Annotated in this window: 19 protein-coding genes; 4 read left to right on the plus strand and 15 right to left on the minus strand. The window is 63.0% G+C overall.

The features are described 5' to 3' along the window. Positions 1 to 190: 190 nt before the first annotated feature. Both HKK57_RS07160 and HKK57_RS07165 read right to left on the minus strand, forming a co-directional pair. Positions 191 to 769 carry a YceI family protein gene (locus tag HKK57_RS07160; RefSeq protein WP_169389978.1) on the minus strand — a complete coding sequence of 193 codons (579 nt, stop codon included), beginning with the start codon at positions 767 to 769 and terminating at the stop codon, positions 191 to 193. A 32-nt stretch (positions 770 to 801) separates the two neighbouring features. Further along, entirely contained in the window at positions 802 to 1,353 is a 552-nt protein-coding gene (locus tag HKK57_RS07165) for a cytochrome b (protein ID WP_029297396.1), read from the minus strand. A gap of 274 nt (positions 1,354 to 1,627) precedes the next feature. On the opposite strand from HKK57_RS07165, the gene HKK57_RS07170 reads away from it, so the two are divergent. Together HKK57_RS07170 and HKK57_RS07175 are read left to right on the plus strand one after the other, a co-directional pair. Next, positions 1,628 to 3,034, plus strand: coding sequence for an adenosylmethionine--8-amino-7-oxononanoate transaminase (locus HKK57_RS07170; protein ID WP_029297398.1), 1,407 nt, complete (start codon positions 1,628 to 1,630; stop codon positions 3,032 to 3,034). Between the two features lie 147 nt (positions 3,035 to 3,181). Next, on the plus strand, positions 3,182 to 3,901 hold the full coding sequence (locus tag HKK57_RS07175; RefSeq protein WP_169389979.1) for a 16S rRNA (uracil(1498)-N(3))-methyltransferase: 720 nt from the start codon (positions 3,182 to 3,184) through the stop codon (positions 3,899 to 3,901). 132 nt (positions 3,902 to 4,033) lie between these two features. On the opposite strand, the gene HKK57_RS07180 is transcribed toward HKK57_RS07175, so the two are convergent. From HKK57_RS07180 to HKK57_RS07190, 3 genes are read right to left on the minus strand one after another with little or no spacing between them, the layout of a single operon-like run. Then, positions 4,034 to 4,936 (minus strand): transporter substrate-binding domain-containing protein, encoded by a 903-nt coding sequence (locus tag HKK57_RS07180; RefSeq protein WP_029297402.1) that lies wholly within the window; start codon positions 4,934 to 4,936, stop codon positions 4,034 to 4,036. A gap of 24 nt (positions 4,937 to 4,960) precedes the next feature. After that, positions 4,961 to 5,314: a RidA family protein gene (locus tag HKK57_RS07185; protein ID WP_029297404.1), complete on the minus strand. Its 354-nt coding sequence runs from the start codon at positions 5,312 to 5,314 to the stop codon at positions 4,961 to 4,963. 9 nt (positions 5,315 to 5,323) lie between these two features. After that, complete coding sequence (locus HKK57_RS07190; protein ID WP_029297406.1) at positions 5,324 to 6,565, minus strand: D-amino acid dehydrogenase; 1,242 nt, start codon at positions 6,563 to 6,565, stop codon at positions 5,324 to 5,326. Positions 6,566 to 6,671: 106 nt separating this feature from the next. Here HKK57_RS07190 and HKK57_RS07195 point away from each other — a divergent pair, with 106 nt between their 5' ends. After that, complete coding sequence (locus HKK57_RS07195; RefSeq protein WP_029297408.1) at positions 6,672 to 7,574, plus strand: LysR family transcriptional regulator; 903 nt, start codon at positions 6,672 to 6,674, stop codon at positions 7,572 to 7,574. 142 nt (positions 7,575 to 7,716) lie between these two features. Here HKK57_RS07195 and trhA read toward each other — a convergent pair whose 3' ends face one another. Then, positions 7,717 to 8,334: a PAQR family membrane homeostasis protein TrhA gene (gene trhA, locus HKK57_RS07200; RefSeq protein WP_029300416.1), complete on the minus strand. Its 618-nt coding sequence runs from the start codon at positions 8,332 to 8,334 to the stop codon at positions 7,717 to 7,719. Between the two features lie 132 nt (positions 8,335 to 8,466). On the opposite strand from trhA, the gene HKK57_RS07205 reads away from it, so the two are divergent. Continuing rightward, positions 8,467 to 9,381, plus strand: coding sequence for a LysR family transcriptional regulator (locus tag HKK57_RS07205; protein ID WP_029300417.1), 915 nt, complete (start codon positions 8,467 to 8,469; stop codon positions 9,379 to 9,381). A 41-nt stretch (positions 9,382 to 9,422) separates the two neighbouring features. On the opposite strand, the gene madM is transcribed toward HKK57_RS07205, so the two are convergent. The 9 genes from madM to mdcA form a co-directional block, all read right to left on the minus strand. Further along, positions 9,423 to 10,187 carry a malonate transporter subunit MadM gene (gene madM / locus HKK57_RS07210; RefSeq protein ID WP_029300419.1) on the minus strand — a complete coding sequence of 255 codons (765 nt, stop codon included), beginning with the start codon at positions 10,185 to 10,187 and terminating at the stop codon, positions 9,423 to 9,425. Positions 10,188 to 10,192: 5 nt separating this feature from the next. Beyond that, a complete protein-coding gene (gene madL / locus HKK57_RS07215; RefSeq protein ID WP_029300421.1) occupies positions 10,193 to 10,585 on the minus strand; it encodes a malonate transporter subunit MadL in 393 nt (130 codons plus the stop codon). Between the two features lie 66 nt (positions 10,586 to 10,651). Continuing rightward, entirely contained in the window at positions 10,652 to 11,557 is a 906-nt protein-coding gene (mdcH, locus tag HKK57_RS07220) for a malonate decarboxylase subunit epsilon (protein WP_169389980.1), read from the minus strand. After that, complete coding sequence (locus tag HKK57_RS07225; RefSeq protein WP_169389981.1) at positions 11,554 to 12,150, minus strand: malonate decarboxylase holo-ACP synthase; 597 nt, start codon at positions 12,148 to 12,150, stop codon at positions 11,554 to 11,556. The genes mdcH and HKK57_RS07225 overlap by 4 nt, the downstream gene beginning before the upstream one ends. After that, positions 12,144 to 12,923, minus strand: a complete 780-nt coding sequence (gene mdcE / locus HKK57_RS07230) for a biotin-independent malonate decarboxylase subunit gamma (RefSeq protein ID WP_029300427.1) — start codon at positions 12,921 to 12,923, stop codon at positions 12,144 to 12,146. The genes HKK57_RS07225 and mdcE overlap by 7 nt, the downstream gene beginning before the upstream one ends. Then, complete coding sequence (locus HKK57_RS07235) at positions 12,920 to 13,762, minus strand: biotin-independent malonate decarboxylase subunit beta (RefSeq protein ID WP_029300429.1); 843 nt, start codon at positions 13,760 to 13,762, stop codon at positions 12,920 to 12,922. Before HKK57_RS07235 ends, mdcE begins: the two co-directional genes overlap by 4 nt. Beyond that, positions 13,755 to 14,054, minus strand: a complete 300-nt coding sequence (locus HKK57_RS07240; RefSeq protein WP_029300430.1) for a malonate decarboxylase subunit delta — start codon at positions 14,052 to 14,054, stop codon at positions 13,755 to 13,757. The genes HKK57_RS07235 and HKK57_RS07240 overlap by 8 nt, the downstream gene beginning before the upstream one ends. Next, positions 14,054 to 14,911 carry a triphosphoribosyl-dephospho-CoA synthase gene (locus HKK57_RS07245; protein ID WP_070993968.1) on the minus strand — a complete coding sequence of 286 codons (858 nt, stop codon included), beginning with the start codon at positions 14,909 to 14,911 and terminating at the stop codon, positions 14,054 to 14,056. The genes HKK57_RS07240 and HKK57_RS07245 overlap by 1 nt, the downstream gene beginning before the upstream one ends. Beyond that, positions 14,912 to 16,582, minus strand: coding sequence for a malonate decarboxylase subunit alpha (gene mdcA / locus HKK57_RS07250; protein ID WP_029300435.1), 1,671 nt, complete (start codon positions 16,580 to 16,582; stop codon positions 14,912 to 14,914). Between the last annotated feature and the right edge of the window lie 72 nt (positions 16,583 to 16,654).

The following is a 16,654-nucleotide window of genomic DNA, read 5'->3' on the forward strand; positions in this document are numbered from 1 at the left end:
GCGATGGCCGGGTTTAGGGCTGCTTCGCAACCCAGCGCGGGACAAGCCCGCTCGCCACAGGAAAGTTCGTCAGTTTCTGAAGGCTGTGTAGATGCAGATGGCCATCGCAGGCAAGCCAGCTCCCACATTGACCGCGTTCCAGGCTAAAAAAAACCGGATCTCTCGATCCGGTTTTTTATGCCCGCAACAATTACTTCTGCTTCACACCTTCGATGGAGATGTCCAGGTCCAGGGTCTGGGAAGACGGGCCTGGGCCTTTGATGCCGAAGTCATTCAGGTTCAGCGTAGTCTTGGCGTTGAAGCCAGCACGTTCGCCACCCCATGGATCCTTGCCTTCACCGTTGAAAACGGCCTTGAAGGTCACAGGCTTGGTCACACCGTGGAGGGTCAGGTCGCCGGTCACGTCAGCGGTTTTTTCGCCGGTGGACTTAACCGAGGTCGACACGAACTTGGACTCAGGGAACTTGGCAACGTCCAGGAAATCCTTGCTGGCGATATGCTTGTCACGCTCAGCGTGGTTGGACCACAGGCTGTTGGTTTTCAGGTCGACCGCGATCTTGCTGGCTTCAGGCTTGGCGGCATCCCAGCTAAAGGTACCGTCGAAGTCCTTGAACGTACCGTGGATGTAGCTGTAGCCCAAGTGGCTGATTTTCCAATCGATGAAGGCGTGCTGGCCTTCCTTGTCGATTTTGTAATCAGCAGCCATCGCCTGACCAGCAGACAGCAGAGCAGTACCGATTGCCAGAGCGGCGAGAGTTTTTTTCAACATGCTTTCTATTCCTTGTGAGTCGAGGTTGAACATCAGGCTTTGCGCCCCAGCATACGAACCAGGGTCGCGTCACGATCGATAAAGTGGTGCTTGAAGGCGGCCACGCCATGCAGGCCGGCAAACACCACCAGCACCCAGGCCAGGTACAAATGCACCAGGCCGGCTACGTCTGCCTGGTCCGGTAGACCGGAAACCACGGCAGGAATTTCAAACAGACCAAACACCGGGATCCCGACACCGTCTGCGGTGGAAATCAGGTAGCCGGCAATCATCACGGCAAACAGCCCGAGATACAGGAACGCGTGGCCAAACGCCGCGCCGATCCGAGTCATGCGGCTATAACTGGCCAGCGCTGGCGGCGGTGGGCTGAGCAGGCGCCAGACAATGCGCACCAGCATCACCGCGAACAGCGTAATGCCGATGCTTTTATGCAGGTCCGGCGCGTCTTTGCGCCACATGCTGTAGTAATCCAGACCGACCATCCACAGGCCCAGCCCAAACAGACCGAACACCACCAGTGCCACGCTCCAGTGGATAACAATGCTGACCCAGCCGTAGCGGGTCGATGTGTTTCGTAGTTGCATTCCCCAAATCCCGTAAGAGCCGTGCCCAAGACTAGCGTTTTACCTATCGATATAAAGCGGAAAATTTTGCTGTGAAAGATCGATTTATCCGATCTTGAGCCTATGAACAGTAAATTAACTAAGGATTAAGGACTATTGAGCACAAACGTGACAGACCGTCCTGCATTTACTGCCAATTCATGGCTCATGGGTTGTGACACAGCCCGCCATTGCATAGGCTTGCGCGATTGTTTTGCCTGCGCAGGTCGTGGCAGCGCTTCGAGGAGACGCAAAGATGGGCTTGAATAACCAGTGGATGCAACGCGATCTTGCCGTGTTGTGGCACCCCTGCACCCAGATGAAAGACCACCAGCAACTGCCGTTGGTGCCAATCAAGCGCGGTGAAGGCGTATGGCTGGAAGACTTCGAAGGCAAGCGTTACCTCGATGCCGTCAGCTCCTGGTGGGTCAATGTGTTCGGCCACGCCAACCCGCGCATCAACCAGCGCATCAAGGATCAGGTGGACCAACTGGAGCACGTGATCCTCGCCGGTTTCAGCCACCAGCCGGTGATCGAGCTGTCCGAGCGCCTGGTTAAGATCACGCCCGAGGGCCTGACGCGGTGCTTCTATGCCGATAACGGTTCGTCGTGTATCGAAGTCGCGTTGAAAATGAGCTTTCACTACTGGCTCAACCGCGGCCAGCCGAACAAGAAGCGCTTTGTCACCCTGACCAACAGCTACCACGGCGAAACCATCGCCGCGATGTCGGTCGGCGATGTGCCATTGTTCACCGAGACCTACAAGGCCTTGCTGCTGGACACCATCAAGGTGCCCAGCCCGGACTGTTACCTGCGCCCCGAAGGCATGAGCTGGGAAGAACACTCGCGCCACATGTTCCAGGCCATGGAACAGACCCTGGCCGACAACCACGACAGCGTCGCCGCCGTGATCGTCGAGCCGCTGATCCAGGGCGCGGGGGGCATGCGCATGTACCACCCGGTATACCTCAAGCTGCTGCGCGAAGCCTGCGATCGCTATGGCGTACACCTGATCCACGACGAAATCGCCGTAGGCTTCGGCCGTACCGGCAGCATGTTCGCCTGTGAGCAAGCGGGCATCCGCCCGGACTTCCTGTGCCTGTCCAAGGCCCTGACCGGCGGCTACCTGCCGCTGGCGGCCGTGGTCACCACCGAAGACGTGTACAGCGCCTTCTACGACGACTACCCGACCCTGCGCGCCTTCCTGCATTCCCACAGCTACACCGGCAACCCGCTGGCGTGTGCGGCGGCCCTGGCGACCCTGGATATTTTCGAAGAAGACAACGTCATCGAGAACAACAAGGCCCTGGCCCAGCGCATGGCTACGGCCACCGCGCACCTGGTGGATCACCCCCATGTCTCGGAAGTACGCCAGACCGGCATGGTGCTGGCCATCGAGATGGTGCAGGACAAGGCCACCAAGACCGCCTACCCGTGGCAGGAACGGCGCGGCCTGAAAGTGTTCGAGCATGCCCTGGAGCGCGGTGCATTGCTGCGGCCCCTGGGCAGCGTGGTGTATTTCCTGCCGCCCTACGTGATTACCCCGGAGCAGATCGACTTCCTGGCCGAAGTGGCCACTGAAGGCATTGATATCGCCACCAACAGCAAAGTCAGCGTGGCCGTGCCCAAGGACTTCCACCCAGGCTTTCGCGACCCCGGCTAACGCCCCCTGTAGGAGCCGGCTTGCCGGCGATGAGGCCCGCAAGTCTTGCGCAGACCTTGATGCCGCCATCGCCGGCAAGCCGGCTCCTACAGGAAAAACGTCGCTCCCGCTGCATAGCAACACACACATTATTTGCAGAGAACAGAAATGAGACTGTCGCGTTTTTTCACCGATACCCCGCTAAGCCTTGGCGACCACGAACTGCCCGAAGCCCAGGCGCATTACATCAGCCGCGTGTTGCGCATGAACGAAGGCGATGCCGTGCAACTGTTCGACGGCTCTGGCCAGGAGTTTCGCGGCACACTGCTGGAAGTCGGGAAAAAACGCGTGACCGTGCAACTCACCGAGGCCTTCGCCGGCCAGGTCGAATCGCCGCTGCACATGCATCTGGGCCAGGGCCTGTCCCGTGGCGAGCGTATGGATTGGGCAATCCAGAAAGCCACCGAGCTTGGGGTCAACGCCATTACGCCGATCTTCAGCGAGCGCTGCGAGGTGCGCCTCAAGGACGAACGCGCCGACAAACGCCTGCTGCACTGGCGCCAGGTGGCGATCAGCGCCTGTGAGCAATGCGGCCGCTCCACGGTGCCAGTGATTCACCCACCGCTGTTGCTGGCCGATTGGTTGAAACAGGCCGAGGCGGATTTGAAGCTGGTGCTGCACCCGGTGGCCGAGCCGCTGGTGAGCCATGCCAAGCCGTCGAGCCTGGCGTTTTTGATCGGGCCGGAGGGTGGCTTGACCGATGGCGAAGTCGAAACTGCGAAACACGCTGGTTTCCACGCCGCACGACTGGGCCCACGGGTATTGCGCACCGAGACTGCACCGGTAGTCGCGTTATCAGTCGCTCAACAACTCTGGGGCGACTTCTAACCCCACCTTGCAAACCCAATCAAACTGTAGGAGCTGGCTTGCCTGCGATGAGGCCCGCAAGTCTTGCGCAGACCTTGATGCCGCCATCGCAGGCAAGCCAGCTCCTACAGTTTTGATCGGGTGCTCGCCTGTTTACTCCACCGGATCACTCACCGGCTTGGCAATAATCGCCTTCAGCTCGCTGGTCATGGGGAATTCCAGGTTCAAGCCCTTGGGCGGAATCGGCTGTTCAAACCAGCGCTGGTAAATCCCGTTGATTTCCCCTGAGCTGTACAGCTCGCCCAGGGTCTCGTTGACCACCGCCAGAAACTGCGGGTCGTCCTTGCGCACCATGCAGCTGTAGATTTCCCGCGACTGTTCCTCGCCCACCACCACCCACTTGTGCGGGTCCTTGGCCTTGGCGCGCTCGCCATAGAGCAACGCGTCATCCATATAGAACGCCACGGCCCGACCCGATTGCAGCATCTGGAACGCCTCGCCATGGTCCTTGGCGCTGATCACCGACATATCCAGCTTGTGCTCATGGTTGTAGCTCTTGAGGAACCGCTCGTTGGTGGTACCGGCAGTGGTCACCACGTTCTTGCCGCGCAGGTCGGCGAAGCGCTGGATACCGCTGTCGTTGGCGGTGAGCAACTGGCCCTTCACATAGATAAAGCCATAGGAAAACGCCACCTGCTTCTGCCGCTCGGCCGTCACCCCGGTGGAGCCGCACTCCAGGTCGACCGTGCCGTTGATCACCAGCGGAATACGCGTCTGCGAGGTGACCAGGTTGTACTTCACGTTGAGCTTGGGCACACCGGTCTTTTGTTGAATACGCTCGACAATCTTGCTCGCCAGGTCCACCGAATAGCCCATGGGTTTGCCGGTGTTATCGCCGACATAGGAAAACGGCACCGACGCATCGCGATAACCCAGGGTGATGCTCTTGGCATTCGCGACCTTGGCCAGGGTGCCCGTCAGCGGTGCTTCATTGGCCTGGGCCTGGGCCGTCAACAACAGCCCCAGTGCGGTACCGATCAACGTGATTTTTTGCATTGTTATTCTCCGTTGGTGTTCTTGTTATGGGCGGCGTACAGCAATCACGCTGATTTCCACCAGCACACTCGGGCGTGCCAGTTCCGCCTGCAGGGTGGTGCGGGTCGGTGCCTGGCCGGGCGTGAGCCAGGCGGACCAGACATCATTCATCGGCGCAAAACCTTCCTGGATGTTCTTCAGGTAAATGGTCGCATTGAGCAGATGATCCTTGTCGCTGCCGGCTTGCGCCAGCAGCGCGTCAATCTTGGCCAGCACCTCGTGGGTCTGGGTGGTGACGTCCTGTCCCTGACCCGGCACTTGGCCGGAGAGGAATACCAGGTCCTGGTAGGTCACGGCGCCCGATAGGCGATTATTGCTGTCGATCCGGTTGATGGTCATTGCGGTGCCCTATGCAGCGCGGGGCGCGAGGCCCTGCATGTCAATGGAAGTGGTGTGCTGGCCGATCAGTTCGGCCAATACCTGGCCGCTGCCACAGGCCAGGGTGAAGCCCAGGGCGCCGTGGCCAAGGTTGAGCCACAGGTTGCGGTACACGCTGGCGCCAATCAGCGGCACACCGCTGGGGGTGGCCGGGCGCATGCCGGCCCATTCGATGGCCTGGCTGTAGTCACCGGCCAAGGGGAACGTCTCACAGGCCTGGCGCTTGATCAGGGCCAGGCGCTTGGGCTCAAGGCCCGTATCAAAGCCGACGATGTCGACCATCGCCGCCACCCGCAGCTGTTCGCCGATCCGTGCGTAAACGATCTTGCGGTCATAGTCGGTGATGCTGATTTTCGGCGCGGCGTGCTGCTCACCAATCGGCACACTCAGGCTGTAGCCCTTGAGCGGGTACAGTGGCAGCGCGATCCCCGGCAACGCCAGCTCAGGGCTGCGCACCCCCGCCGCCAACACCAGGTGCTGCACCGGCATCACCTCGCTACCCAACTCAATCGCCTGCACCGTGCCGTTGGCATGCCGGATACCCGTGACCTTGCGCCCCAGCACAAACCGGCAACGGCCCGACGCTTCAAGGCGCGCCGCCAGTTGCTGGCAGAAGCGGTGACAGTCCGCTACTTCTTCATTGGGCGTGTAGATCCCGCCGACAAAATCCTTCGCGCCCAGGGTCGGTTCCAGGCGCGTGCAATCGGCCGCCGACAGCACCTGTTGCTGCAGGCGATCCAGCACTTTGCCGCGGGCATGTTCGAAGGTGTGATGGCTGCGAAATGTCACCAGCTTGCCGTTGCGCTGCCAGTCGAAGCCGTCCAGCCCATCCTCTTCACGCCACTGCTGCAAGATGCCTTGGCTCAACGTGGCCAGGCGCAACAGGTGGCCGGCGTTGCGCTTGTTCACCGAGGCCCGGCAAGCACCGAGGAACGCGGCCATCCAGCGCCATTGCGCCGGGTCCAGGCGCGGCCGCAGCTTCAACGGCGAATCACCGCGCAGCAGCCAGCCAATGGCTTGCAACGGCACGCCCTTGTCCGCCAGCGGCGCGACGTAGCGGTAGGACAACTGGCCGCCATTGGCAAAACTGGTCTCGCTGCCCAGGCTGTCGCGGGCCTCGACCACCGTCACGTCCATACCGGCGCGCACCAGGGCATAGGCGCTCGCCAGACCGATGACCCCACCGCCAATGATGCAAACCTGCTGAGCCATGTCGATTCCCGAGCGTTGTAATGAGCGTCCAAGGTTAGGGGCAGGTGACAGGCGCCGGACAATGAATAAAGATGGGCCACCTATAAACAAAGGTTATGGACTCGTCATGCGCTTGCGTCATATCGAAATTTTCCAGGCCATCCGCCAGACCGGCTCGGTCAGCGCCGCCGCGCAGTTGTTGCACGTCTCGCAACCGGCGGTGACCAAGGTGTTGCAACATGCCGAGTTGCAGCTGGGCTTCCCGCTGTTCCTGCGCATACGCGGCAAGCTGCAGCCCACTCCGGAAGCCCTGGCCCTGGAGCGTGAAGTCGATAAGGTCAGCGAAAGCCTGCAAGGCGTGCGGCGCCTGGCCCAGAACCTGCGGCGCGCGCCCGGCCAAAGCCTGCGCATCGGCGCCACGCCGGCCCTGGCCCTGTCATTGTTGCCGCCGGCAATTGGCGAGTGGACCCAGCGCTATCCGGACATTGCCTGCGAACTGTCCAGCGCCCACAGCCGTGAGCTGGTGCAGAACCTGTTGATGCGCGAGATGGATGTGGCGCTGACGCTCAAGTCCCCGGACCATCCCGGGCTCAAGGCCCAGGCGTTAGCCCACGGCGTACTGGTGGCCCTGGCGCCTCGGGGCTTCTGGCCTGCGGCGGAGCTGGGCAAACCCTTGCCGTTGATGGCCCTGGCAGGCGCGCCGTTGATTGGCCTGTCCAGTGCCGACCCGCTGTCGGCGCGGCTCGACAGCTACCTTGAAGCGGTCGAGCCGCCGCCCAAGGTGCAGATCTCGGTGCAGACCTATTCCCTGGCCCGGGCCATGGTGGAGTCCGGCGCCGGCCTGGCGGTGATCGACCCCTTCACCGCCCTGGGCGCATCCACCGACAGCACCTGCATCCGCCCCCTGGCCCCGCCGCTGCCCATCACCCTGTACGCCCTGACCCGCGCGGATGAACCGCCGCCGCATATGTTGGCGAGCCTGCTGGAGATCTTTGGCAGCCGTGCCCAGGAGCAGCTAGACCGCCTCTAAAACACCGCAGAACCCTGTAGGAGCTGGCTTGTGTGGGAGCTGGCTTGCCTGCGATGCAGACACCTCGGTCCATCAGTCACACCCCAGTGATGCTATCGCAGGCAAGCCAGCTCCCACACAAAAACCAGCGCCATGTGGTCTGTCAGAGCACGTAGCCCATGATCGCCACAAAGTGCAGCAGGCTGCCGCCGATCACGAACAGATGCCAGATCCCATGGGAGTGCCGCAGCCGGTGTTCCAGGGCGAAGAAGATAATCCCCACCGTGTACAACACCCCGCCCGACGCCAGCCAGATAAACCCGTCCATACCCAACGCGCCAATCAATGGCTTGACCGCCACCAACACAATCCAACCCATCACCGCATAGATCACAATCGACAAAATACGCGCCTCGGAGCGCGGCTTGATCTCCTGCAGGATTCCGATCACCGCCAGGCCCCAGACAATCCCGAACAACGTCCAGCCCCACGGCCCGTTCAGCGTCACCAGGCAAAACGGGGTGTAGCTGCCGGCGATCAGCAGGTAGATCGAGAAGTGATCGACCTTCTGCATGATTTCTTTTTTGCGCCCGCGCACGCTGTGATACACCGTCGAGGCGCTGTACAGCACCAGCAGGGTAAAGCCGTAGATCGCCACACTGACGATTTTCCACGGGCTGCCGTCCATACTCGCCACCACCAGCATCCACACCGCGCCGATAAAGGCCGCCACGGCGCCGAGCAAATGACTCCAGGCGTTGAATCGTTCTCCGTGATACATGTGTCGCCAACCTCCAAAACTGCTGCATCGACCCCGTAAGGCTCAGGCCTGACAGGCCAGAGTGCAAGACCGTTATGACGGTTGCGGCGCTTTAAGGGCACAATCGAGCGCATTCGAATAAGAGCCATCGCCATGCTGATCGACGAAGAGTTCACCCTCAAGAAGCTGGAAATCTTCCTGGCCTTCATGCGCACCGGCAACCTGGCCCGCGCCGCCGCCGAGTTGCAGACCAGCAATGTCAGCGTGCACCGGGCTATCCACTCTCTGGAGAATGCCCTGCGCTGCCCCCTGTTCAAGCACGAAGGGCGCAACCTCACCCCACTGGAAAGCGCCTACGTGCTCGAAGAGCGCGCGCAAAAACTGGTGCAGGACGTGGTCGACAGCGTGCGCCTGACCCGCGAAGCCGCTGGCTTCTCCGCCGAACGTTTCAAGCTTGGCGCCCTGTATTCGCTGACGGTCAAGACCGTGCCGCAACTGATCATGGGCCTGAAAATCCGCCGCAGCGAGCTCAATATCGACCTGATCCTGGGCTCCAACGTCGACCTGATGTACAAGCTCAAGAACATGGAAGTCGACGCGATCCTGATCTCCCTCGACGACCAGGTGATGGAGCCGGACTGCGCGCAGATCCAGCTGTTTTCCGATGACATCTTCCTCGCCACCCCCGCCGACTCGCCCCTGGACCGCGAACAGGAAATCGACCTGGCCCAGGTGCGCGACGCCACCTTCATCACCCTGACCCAGGGCTTCGCCACCCACCAGGACGGCGCACGGGTATTCAAGCAGGCGGGGTTCGAGCCGAAGGTGGCGATGCAGGTCAACGACATCTTCACCCTGCTGAGCATGGTCAGCTCGGGGGTGGGATATGCATTGCTGCCGGGAAGGATTGCGGCGGTGTATGAGAACCGGGTGAAGCTGATTCCCTTGCAGGCGCGCTACCGGCTACAGCAGCACATTGGCGTGGTGTTCTTGAAGGCCAAGGAGCGCGATCCGAATTTGCTGGCGTTGTTGGCAGAGTGTCGGATGTATGCCAATCGGCAGGATTGAAACCGCCGATGAGGCCCGAACATTCAATCGAGATTAGCGAATCAGCCCACCAACCCCCGCATCAGCAAAAACAACAACGAAGGCCCCAACAGACACCCCAGCGCCGTATAAAACGCCGCCGTCAGGCAACCATAGGGCACCAGCTTCGGATCGGTAGCCGCCAACCCGCCGGCCACGCCGCTGGAGGTGCCCATCAGGCCGCCGAAGATCACCGCACTGCGCGGGCTGTTCAGGCCAATCAGCGGCGCCACGAACGGGGTCATTACCATTACCAAAATGGCCTTGATCAACCCCGCAGCGATGGACAGCGCCATCACCTCGGAACTGGCGCCAATCGCCGCCCCGGTCACGGGCCCGACGATATAGGTCACCGCCCCGGCGCCGATGGTGGTCAGGCTCACCGCATCGGTGTAGCCAAACGCCATGGCCACCCCAACGCCTGCGACAAATGACGAGCCGACGCCCACAAACAGTGCAAGCACCCCCACGTATCCGGCACGCTTGAGCTCATCGACGCTCACCCCAAACGCGGTCGCCACAATGGCAAAGTCGCGCAGCATCGCCCCGCCCAGCAGGCCGATGCCCGACAGCAGCGGGATATCCACCACGCCCTTGGCCCCGCCGGTAAACGCACCGCCCACATAGGACAGCACCAGCCCCAGCAGGATCGCGATGGCCGACCCATGCAAGCGGCCTTTGGTGAAGGTGTCGCTGATCCAGTAGGACACCCACATGGTCAGGCCGATCACCGCAAAACCACTGATCAGGCCGTAGCCGGTGATGACTTTCATCAAGGATTCGTACATGGCGCTCACCCTGCCGTCTTGGTAGGGATGACGGCATCCGGCTCACGGTTGCCGAGGCGTACCAGCACCGGCACCAGGGCAAATGCCACCACTACCGCGCAGGTGCCGGCGAGAATCGCCATGGGGCCGCCACTGATAGCGCCATAGACGTTTTGCTGGGCCGCCATGGCCACCACAATCGGGATGTACACCGCCGCCCAGAAGCTCACACCCTGCTCCGACTTGCCGGTAAACAGGCCACGCTTGCCCAGGTAACTGCCCAGGCCGATCAGCAGCAACATCGCGATGCCTACCCCGCCGACGTTGGCCGGGATGCCCATCCATTGGCCCAGCAGCTCGCCGACAAACAGGCCCGCCAGGGTACACAAGGCCAGAAACGCCACACCGTAAATAATCATGCTGGTAGTCCTCTTGATGCTTGATCGAAATTGTTGTTTTTGTGCTTCGAAAGCCAAGGTCATGCTTTATCGGTGATGGCGGCCCTCCTGCTCCAACAGGGCCTGCAAGGTGTCCAGGCGGGCACCTTCGAACGCGATCACGGTGCCCTGTTCAAACACCCGCCGCGCCAGGCCAGTAAGCACCGCGCCTGGTGGCAGTTCGATCTGCAGGCGCACACCACGCTCATAGGCGCTTTGCACGGTGCCGCGCCAATCGACGATGCGGCACATGTTGAAGGCCAGGTCGTCGCGCAGTTGCTCGGGATCACGAATCGGCCGCGCCCGCGTGCTGCTCAGGTAGCTGATGGCCGGCGCCTTGAGCGCGACCTTGGCGAACGCCTCGGCCAGTGTTTGCGCAGGCGTGTCCAGCAGCGCGCAATGGGACGGCACGCTGACGGCCAGGCGCTTGGCCACGCCCTGGCCTTTGACGCGATCCGCGACCCGTTGCATGGCTGCATCGCTGCCGGCAATCACGCACTGGTTGTCGGCATTGATATTGGCCAGGTACACCGGTGAATCGGGGCCATGGACTTCGGCCAGCACATTTTCGACGGTGGATAACTCCAGGCCGATCAGCGCGGTCATGCCGTAGCCCTGTGGATAAGCGCGCTGCATCAGCTCACCGCGCAGGCTGACCAGGCGCAGTGCATCGGCAAACCCCAGGGCGCCGGCGATCACCGCCGCCGGGTAGGCGCCGATGGACAGGCCCGCAACGTAGTCCGGCGTGTGCTGCAACTGACGAGCGTGGGCCACGCCTGCAATCAGCAAGCACAGTTGCACGGCGCGGGTACTGGCCAGGGCCTGCGCCGAATCGAGCTGGCGCACATCTTGCGCCAAGGCCTCGCTGGCTTCGTCGAGGACGCTGGCGGGCAACTGCTGGAGCATGCCCGGGCGCTGGGCGCCTTGCCCTGGGAACACCAAAAGGCTGCTCATACCACAGCCTGCCAAGGGTCACTGACCAGGTGCGCGCCGCTGGCGCTTTTCAGTAGCACCCGCTGTGAAGGACCGGCCCATTCGCGCAAGGACACCGCGCCATACGGGGTTTGCAGTTGCAGATCCACGGCACACGGCGCGGTGTCCAGCAGCGCCAGCAGATCCTTGGCATCGCCGCGATCAAGAGGCTCGAAAGTGCGCAACAACAAATCCAGATCGCTCTGGGCATGCAGCGCTTCAATGCCGGTGGCCAACTCGAAACCCGCGCTGCCCGTAATGCCCCAGACCGCCTTCGCCAGCACTGGCCGCAGTTGCGCGAGTGCCCGCAGCGCCGGCAGATCGCGGGGCGAAATCACTTCGCACAGCGCCTCGGGCACCACCCGCCGCTGCACGGCTGCAAGCGGCATCACGGCGCCAAAGCGCTGCTCACGCAAGCGCCCGCGCACCCCCACCGCCACATAGCCCGGTTCGGCCAGTGCCCGGCGCACCACCACCGGCTGCCCGGCACCGATCACCGCCAGTGCCCAGGCCGGTGCGTCAGCCGGCAGATGCGCCGGGGTCATGCCCCAGAGCAAGTCGTGAGCGTTCACCATTGCTCCCGCAGCAGCTCGCGTACACGGCTGGACGCCGCACGGTTGACGGCGCCCAGGCGCCCGCGCAAATCCCGCACGCCGCTGTTCTGTACGTCCTTGATCGCCTGCTGCAGGCAATCGCTGACCCGCGCCAGGTCATCGGCCGTGGGGTGTTCGATCTGGTTGACCGTGAGGGTTTCCCAGAGCAAACCGAGGCTGGCATAGCTGTCGATGTCATAGGCCATGGGCGGCACGCTGGCGGCCAGGGCTTCCAGTTCTTCGACACTGCGCAAGGTGACCCGCGCCGCCGACGCCTTGCCCATGGCGTGCACCATCACCCCAGGGTCGCGCAGGGCAATCAGGCGATTGGCTTGGTAGCCATGGGCAAGAAACGCCCCGGACATGGCCTTGCCCACCAGCAACCCGATCACCGGGTGCCCGGCCAGGCGCGCACGGGCATAACTGTCCGCCGCCGCCGCCAGGGCTTGATGAATCCCCAACGCTTCTTCGCGGCGGCCGTAGGCCTGGCTCGGTACGTCGACGATGGCAATGATCGGGCGTTGATCGCCGCTGGCGATGGCTTCATCCACCGCCTTGGCCAAACCCCAGCCTTCCAGCAAACCCACCTCACCCTGACGCGCCCTTGGGAAGCGGTTGGCGGCATCCGGCACCACCGCGATAAACCGTACGGCCTGCTCGCCGAGCACGCCATCCGCCACTTTCAACGAAGCCGGCAGACCTGCCACCGGCGCCGCACCGGCGCTCAATGCGTTGAACCACTGCAAGCCTCTCATGGGCGTTCTCCCTGATACAGGTCACGAACCGTGGCCGGCTCGATCTGCGGTGCGGCGTCCAGCGCAGCCAGACGCGCCAGGTAATAGTCGGCCTGGCGGCTGCGTTGCGAGGCCGGCAAACCTTGCTGCAACAGTTCACTGATCTGCTGGCGGATCTGCGCCACGTCGTCCGCCACATAGCGGTCGGCCAGGCCGCTGTTGAAGCGCTGCTCGCCGCCGGTCAGGCTCCAGATGAAGGGCCGGTCACGGGAGTCGTATTCTTCAAGGCCGGCTTCCTGTTCGATCACTTGCGGGCCGTTCAAGCCCAGGCGGGCTTCGCGGGTTACCAGCAGGTAACTGCACAGGCCTGCGGCAATCGACATGCCGCCAAAGCAGCCAACACTGCCGGCCACCACGCCGATCACTGGCTGGTACTGGCGCAGGTCGACAATTGCGGCGTGGATATCGGCAATCGCCGCCAGCCCGAGGTTGGCCTCCTGCAAGCGCACACCGCCGGTTTCCAATAGCAACACAGCGCGGGTGGGGACGCCGTTGCGGTTGTCCTCGGCGGCCAGTTCCAGGGCCCCGGCGATTTTTGCCCCGCCGACTTCACCGAGGCTGCCGCCCTGGAAGTTGCCTTCGATGGCGGCGATCACCAGCGGCAGGCCGTCGAGGGTGCCCTTGGCGATCACCACGCCATCGTCGGCCTGCGGGACCACACCCTGGCGGCTCAGCCACGGCGACATTACGCGTTGGAACGGGTCGATCAGTTCCCGGTAGCTGCCGGTATCCAGCAACGCCTTGGCCCGCTGACGGGCGCCGAGCTCGACGAAGCTGTGTCGGTTGAGTAAGTCAGTCATGGCCAAGCTCCTCGAAACCTTGCTCCAGACGCAAGCGCACCACGCCGGGGGTGGCGCCAAAATCGTGGATCTGAATGTTCAAGGCCGGCGGTGTCTGTTCCTGGAAAAGCCGCTGGAACAGGTGTTGCCAGCGTTGCTCGGCGCCGTTGACCGAGGTTTGCACCTGGATGCTCAAGGTGCCCGCCGTGCCCGGCTCCAGCAGCACTTCAAGGTCGCCGGAACCGACGCAACCCACCAGCGCACGGCCTTTGGGCGGCTGCCCGGCGGGGAATTCAAAGGATAGGGTTTCCATCAAAAAGCTCCGTCGCAAGACTCGATGCGGTCGATAAACAGGCAGGCGGCCAACAGGTCGGCGGCGCCACCGGGGGAGGCATTGAGTGCCAGCAGTTGTTGGTCCAATTCATTGAGGCGCCGCCGCCCGGCCAGGCTTGCACTGCCGCCTGCGTCCAGCACGGCCTGGGCCCCCAGTTGCATGGCCTGCAGGCCATCGGTGCCGGCGCGGTACAGCACGCAGGTATCGGCCAGTTGGGTCATGATCGCCAGCAGCGCATCGAGGCGTGCGTTCTGCTCGCCGTGTTGTTGCGCACGGCTTGCATGCAGTTGCGGCAGGCCCCGTTGCAGCACCGCGGGGAAGCCCAGTTGCGCTTCTTCGCGGGCACCGTGCACACCGTAGCGCTGCGCGACTTGTACGCCATGGCTCAACGGTTGCGGCGCATAGCGGTCGTTGAGCAAGGCCAGGCGCGCGGCGCGCAGGCTCACGGCACTGGCGTTGCGGGAGGTGGGATCCAGCGCGGTGGCAGCCACCAGCAGGCCGAGGGCCCAGATCGCGCCGCGATGGGTGTTCACGCCTTGGGTGGTGATCAGCATCGCTTGCTCACCCTCGCGCCCGATACGGCCCAGGGCTTCGCGCAGTGGCAGGCCGACTTCACCTAACTCGATCGCCGCCTCGGCCATTTCCTTGAACGCCGGCCACAGGGACAGCGCCGAGGCATGCATCAGGCCCAGGTGCAGATCGTTGTGAGCGCCGTTGCCGCGCCGGTCCACCAACGCCGGCTTGGGCGACAGGTCCGCTTCGTCGATCAGCGCGTCGACCGCCAGGTCCGCCAGTTGCTCGGCCAGGGTCAGTGTGTGCAGTTTGAGTGCGTGCATTTACCAGCTCCTGAACTTGGCGGGCGGGTTGTACAGGCCACCGGACCAGTCCACCAGGTCGGCCACGCTTTTGGCCGCCAGCAGTTCGCGGGTGGCGTCGGTGCGGCGGATGCCGAGGTCTTCGGGCAAGGCGATCAGGCCCTCGCGGCGCATGCGCGCGGTGTCCTTGGGGTTGTGGCGCAGGCCGATGGCGGTCACCCCGGCCACCGCCGCGATCATCGCCTGGCGTTCTTCCAGGGAGCGCGCCTTGTACAGGTAGGCGATGCCTTCTTCGGTGAGCAGGTGGGTCACGTCGTCGCCGTAGATCATGATCGGCGCCAGGGGCATGCCGCTTTTGCGCGCCACTTCCACCGCATCCAGGGTTTCGACGAAGGTCGGTTTGCCGCCCTCCTGGAAGGTCTCGACCATTTGCACGACGAGTTTTTTGCCGCGTTCCAGCAGGGCTTCGGGGGCATCGTCGTGGCGCATATCGAGCCAGGCCGGGGTGCCGTGACGGCGCCCGCGCGGGTCGTGGCCCATGTTCGGCGCGCCACCGAACCCGGCCAGCCGGCCGCGGGTCACGGTGGAGGAATGACCGTCGCCATCGACCTGCAAGGTGGCGCCGATAAACAGGTCCACCGCGTATTGGCCAGCCAATTGGCAGAACATCCGGTTGGAGCGCAATGAGCCGTCGCGGCCGGTGAAGAACACATCCGGGCGGGCGGCGATGTAGTGTTCCATGCCCAACTCGGTACCGAAGCAATGCACGCTCTCGACCCAGCCGCTTTCGATGGCGGGAATCAGCGTCGGGTGCGGGTTGAGGGTCCAGTTGCGGCAGATCTTGCCTTTGAGGCCCAGGGACTCGCCGTAGGTCGGCAGGATCAGTTCGATGGCGGCGGTGTTGAAACCAATGCCATGGTTCAGCGACTGCACGTTGTGTTTTTCGTAGATGCCACGGATCGCCATCATCGCCATCAACACATGCACCGGTTTGATATGCCGGGGGTCGCGGGTGAACAGCGGTTCGATGTAGAAGGGCTTGTCGGCCACCACTACAAAATCCACCCAACTGGCCGGGATGTCTACGCGGGGCAAGTCGCTGACGTCGTCCACCAACTGGTTGACCTGGACGATGACGATGCCATCGCTGAAGGCCGCCGGTTCGATCAGCGCCGGGGTGTCTTCGGTGCTGGGGCCGGTGTAGATGTTTCCGGCGCGGTCGGCCATAAAGCCGGCGGACAGCACCACGTTGGGGATCAGGTCGACAACCAGCCGTGCATACAATTCGATGTAGGTGTGGATCGCGCCGACTTCCAGCAGGCCGTCTTCGAGCAACTGGCTGATGCGCAGGGATTGGGTGCCGGCGAAGGAAAAGTCGAGCTTGCGCGCGATGCCCTTTTCAAACAGGTCCAAGTGCTCGGAGCGCCCGACGCTGGGCATGATCATGTGCAAGTCATGGAGCACGGCCGGGTCGGCCTTGGCCAGGGAGCGCGAGAGAAAGTCGGCCTGCTTCTGGTTATTGCCTTCCAGCACCACACGGTCGCCGGGCAGGATCAGGGCTTGCAGGGCCTCGACAATGCGTTCGGTGGGTAACACCACACCATCGGCCAGGGATGCCACCCGCGCCAGGCGCCGCTGTTTCTCATCGCGTCGCCGCGTCCAGCGCGAGTCGGGGGTTATTGTTGTTGTCATGATCGCTCCACGGGTTCGCTGTCGTGGGGCTCACCATAGGAGTGAATCGGGGGGGTATCAATCAAGCTCGGC

This window comes from Pseudomonas sp. ADAK21 (assembly GCF_012935735.1).
Taxonomy (GTDB): Bacteria; Pseudomonadota; Gammaproteobacteria; order Pseudomonadales; family Pseudomonadaceae; genus Aquipseudomonas; species Aquipseudomonas proteolytica.

Coding starts and splice junctions, on each gene's coding strand:
- HKK57_RS07160 (WP_169389978.1), bottom strand. CDS start 769: ATGTTGAAAAAAACTCTCGCCGCTCTGGCAATCGGTACTGCTCTGCTG.
- HKK57_RS07165 (WP_029297396.1), bottom strand. CDS start 1,353: ATGCAACTACGAAACACATCGACCCGCTACGGCTGGGTCAGCATTGTT.
- HKK57_RS07170 (WP_029297398.1), top strand. CDS start 1,628: ATGGGCTTGAATAACCAGTGGATGCAACGCGATCTTGCCGTGTTGTGG.
- HKK57_RS07175 (WP_169389979.1), top strand. CDS start 3,182: ATGAGACTGTCGCGTTTTTTCACCGATACCCCGCTAAGCCTTGGCGAC.
- HKK57_RS07180 (WP_029297402.1), bottom strand. CDS start 4,936: ATGCAAAAAATCACGTTGATCGGTACCGCACTGGGGCTGTTGTTGACG.
- HKK57_RS07185 (WP_029297404.1), bottom strand. CDS start 5,314: ATGACCATCAACCGGATCGACAGCAATAATCGCCTATCGGGCGCCGTG.
- HKK57_RS07190 (WP_029297406.1), bottom strand. CDS start 6,565: ATGGCTCAGCAGGTTTGCATCATTGGCGGTGGGGTCATCGGTCTGGCG.
- HKK57_RS07195 (WP_029297408.1), top strand. CDS start 6,672: ATGCGCTTGCGTCATATCGAAATTTTCCAGGCCATCCGCCAGACCGGC.
- trhA (WP_029300416.1), bottom strand. CDS start 8,334: ATGTATCACGGAGAACGATTCAACGCCTGGAGTCATTTGCTCGGCGCC.
- HKK57_RS07205 (WP_029300417.1), top strand. CDS start 8,467: ATGCTGATCGACGAAGAGTTCACCCTCAAGAAGCTGGAAATCTTCCTG.
- madM (WP_029300419.1), bottom strand. CDS start 10,187: ATGTACGAATCCTTGATGAAAGTCATCACCGGCTACGGCCTGATCAGT.
- madL (WP_029300421.1), bottom strand. CDS start 10,585: ATGATTATTTACGGTGTGGCGTTTCTGGCCTTGTGTACCCTGGCGGGC.
- mdcH (WP_169389980.1), bottom strand. CDS start 11,557: ATGAGCAGCCTTTTGGTGTTCCCAGGGCAAGGCGCCCAGCGCCCGGGC.
- HKK57_RS07225 (WP_169389981.1), bottom strand. CDS start 12,150: ATGGTGAACGCTCACGACTTGCTCTGGGGCATGACCCCGGCGCATCTG.
- mdcE (WP_029300427.1), bottom strand. CDS start 12,923: ATGAGAGGCTTGCAGTGGTTCAACGCATTGAGCGCCGGTGCGGCGCCG.
- HKK57_RS07235 (WP_029300429.1), bottom strand. CDS start 13,762: ATGACTGACTTACTCAACCGACACAGCTTCGTCGAGCTCGGCGCCCGT.
- HKK57_RS07240 (WP_029300430.1), bottom strand. CDS start 14,054: ATGGAAACCCTATCCTTTGAATTCCCCGCCGGGCAGCCGCCCAAAGGC.
- HKK57_RS07245 (WP_070993968.1), bottom strand. CDS start 14,911: ATGCACGCACTCAAACTGCACACACTGACCCTGGCCGAGCAACTGGCG.
- mdcA (WP_029300435.1), bottom strand. CDS start 16,582: ATGACAACAACAATAACCCCCGACTCGCGCTGGACGCGGCGACGCGAT.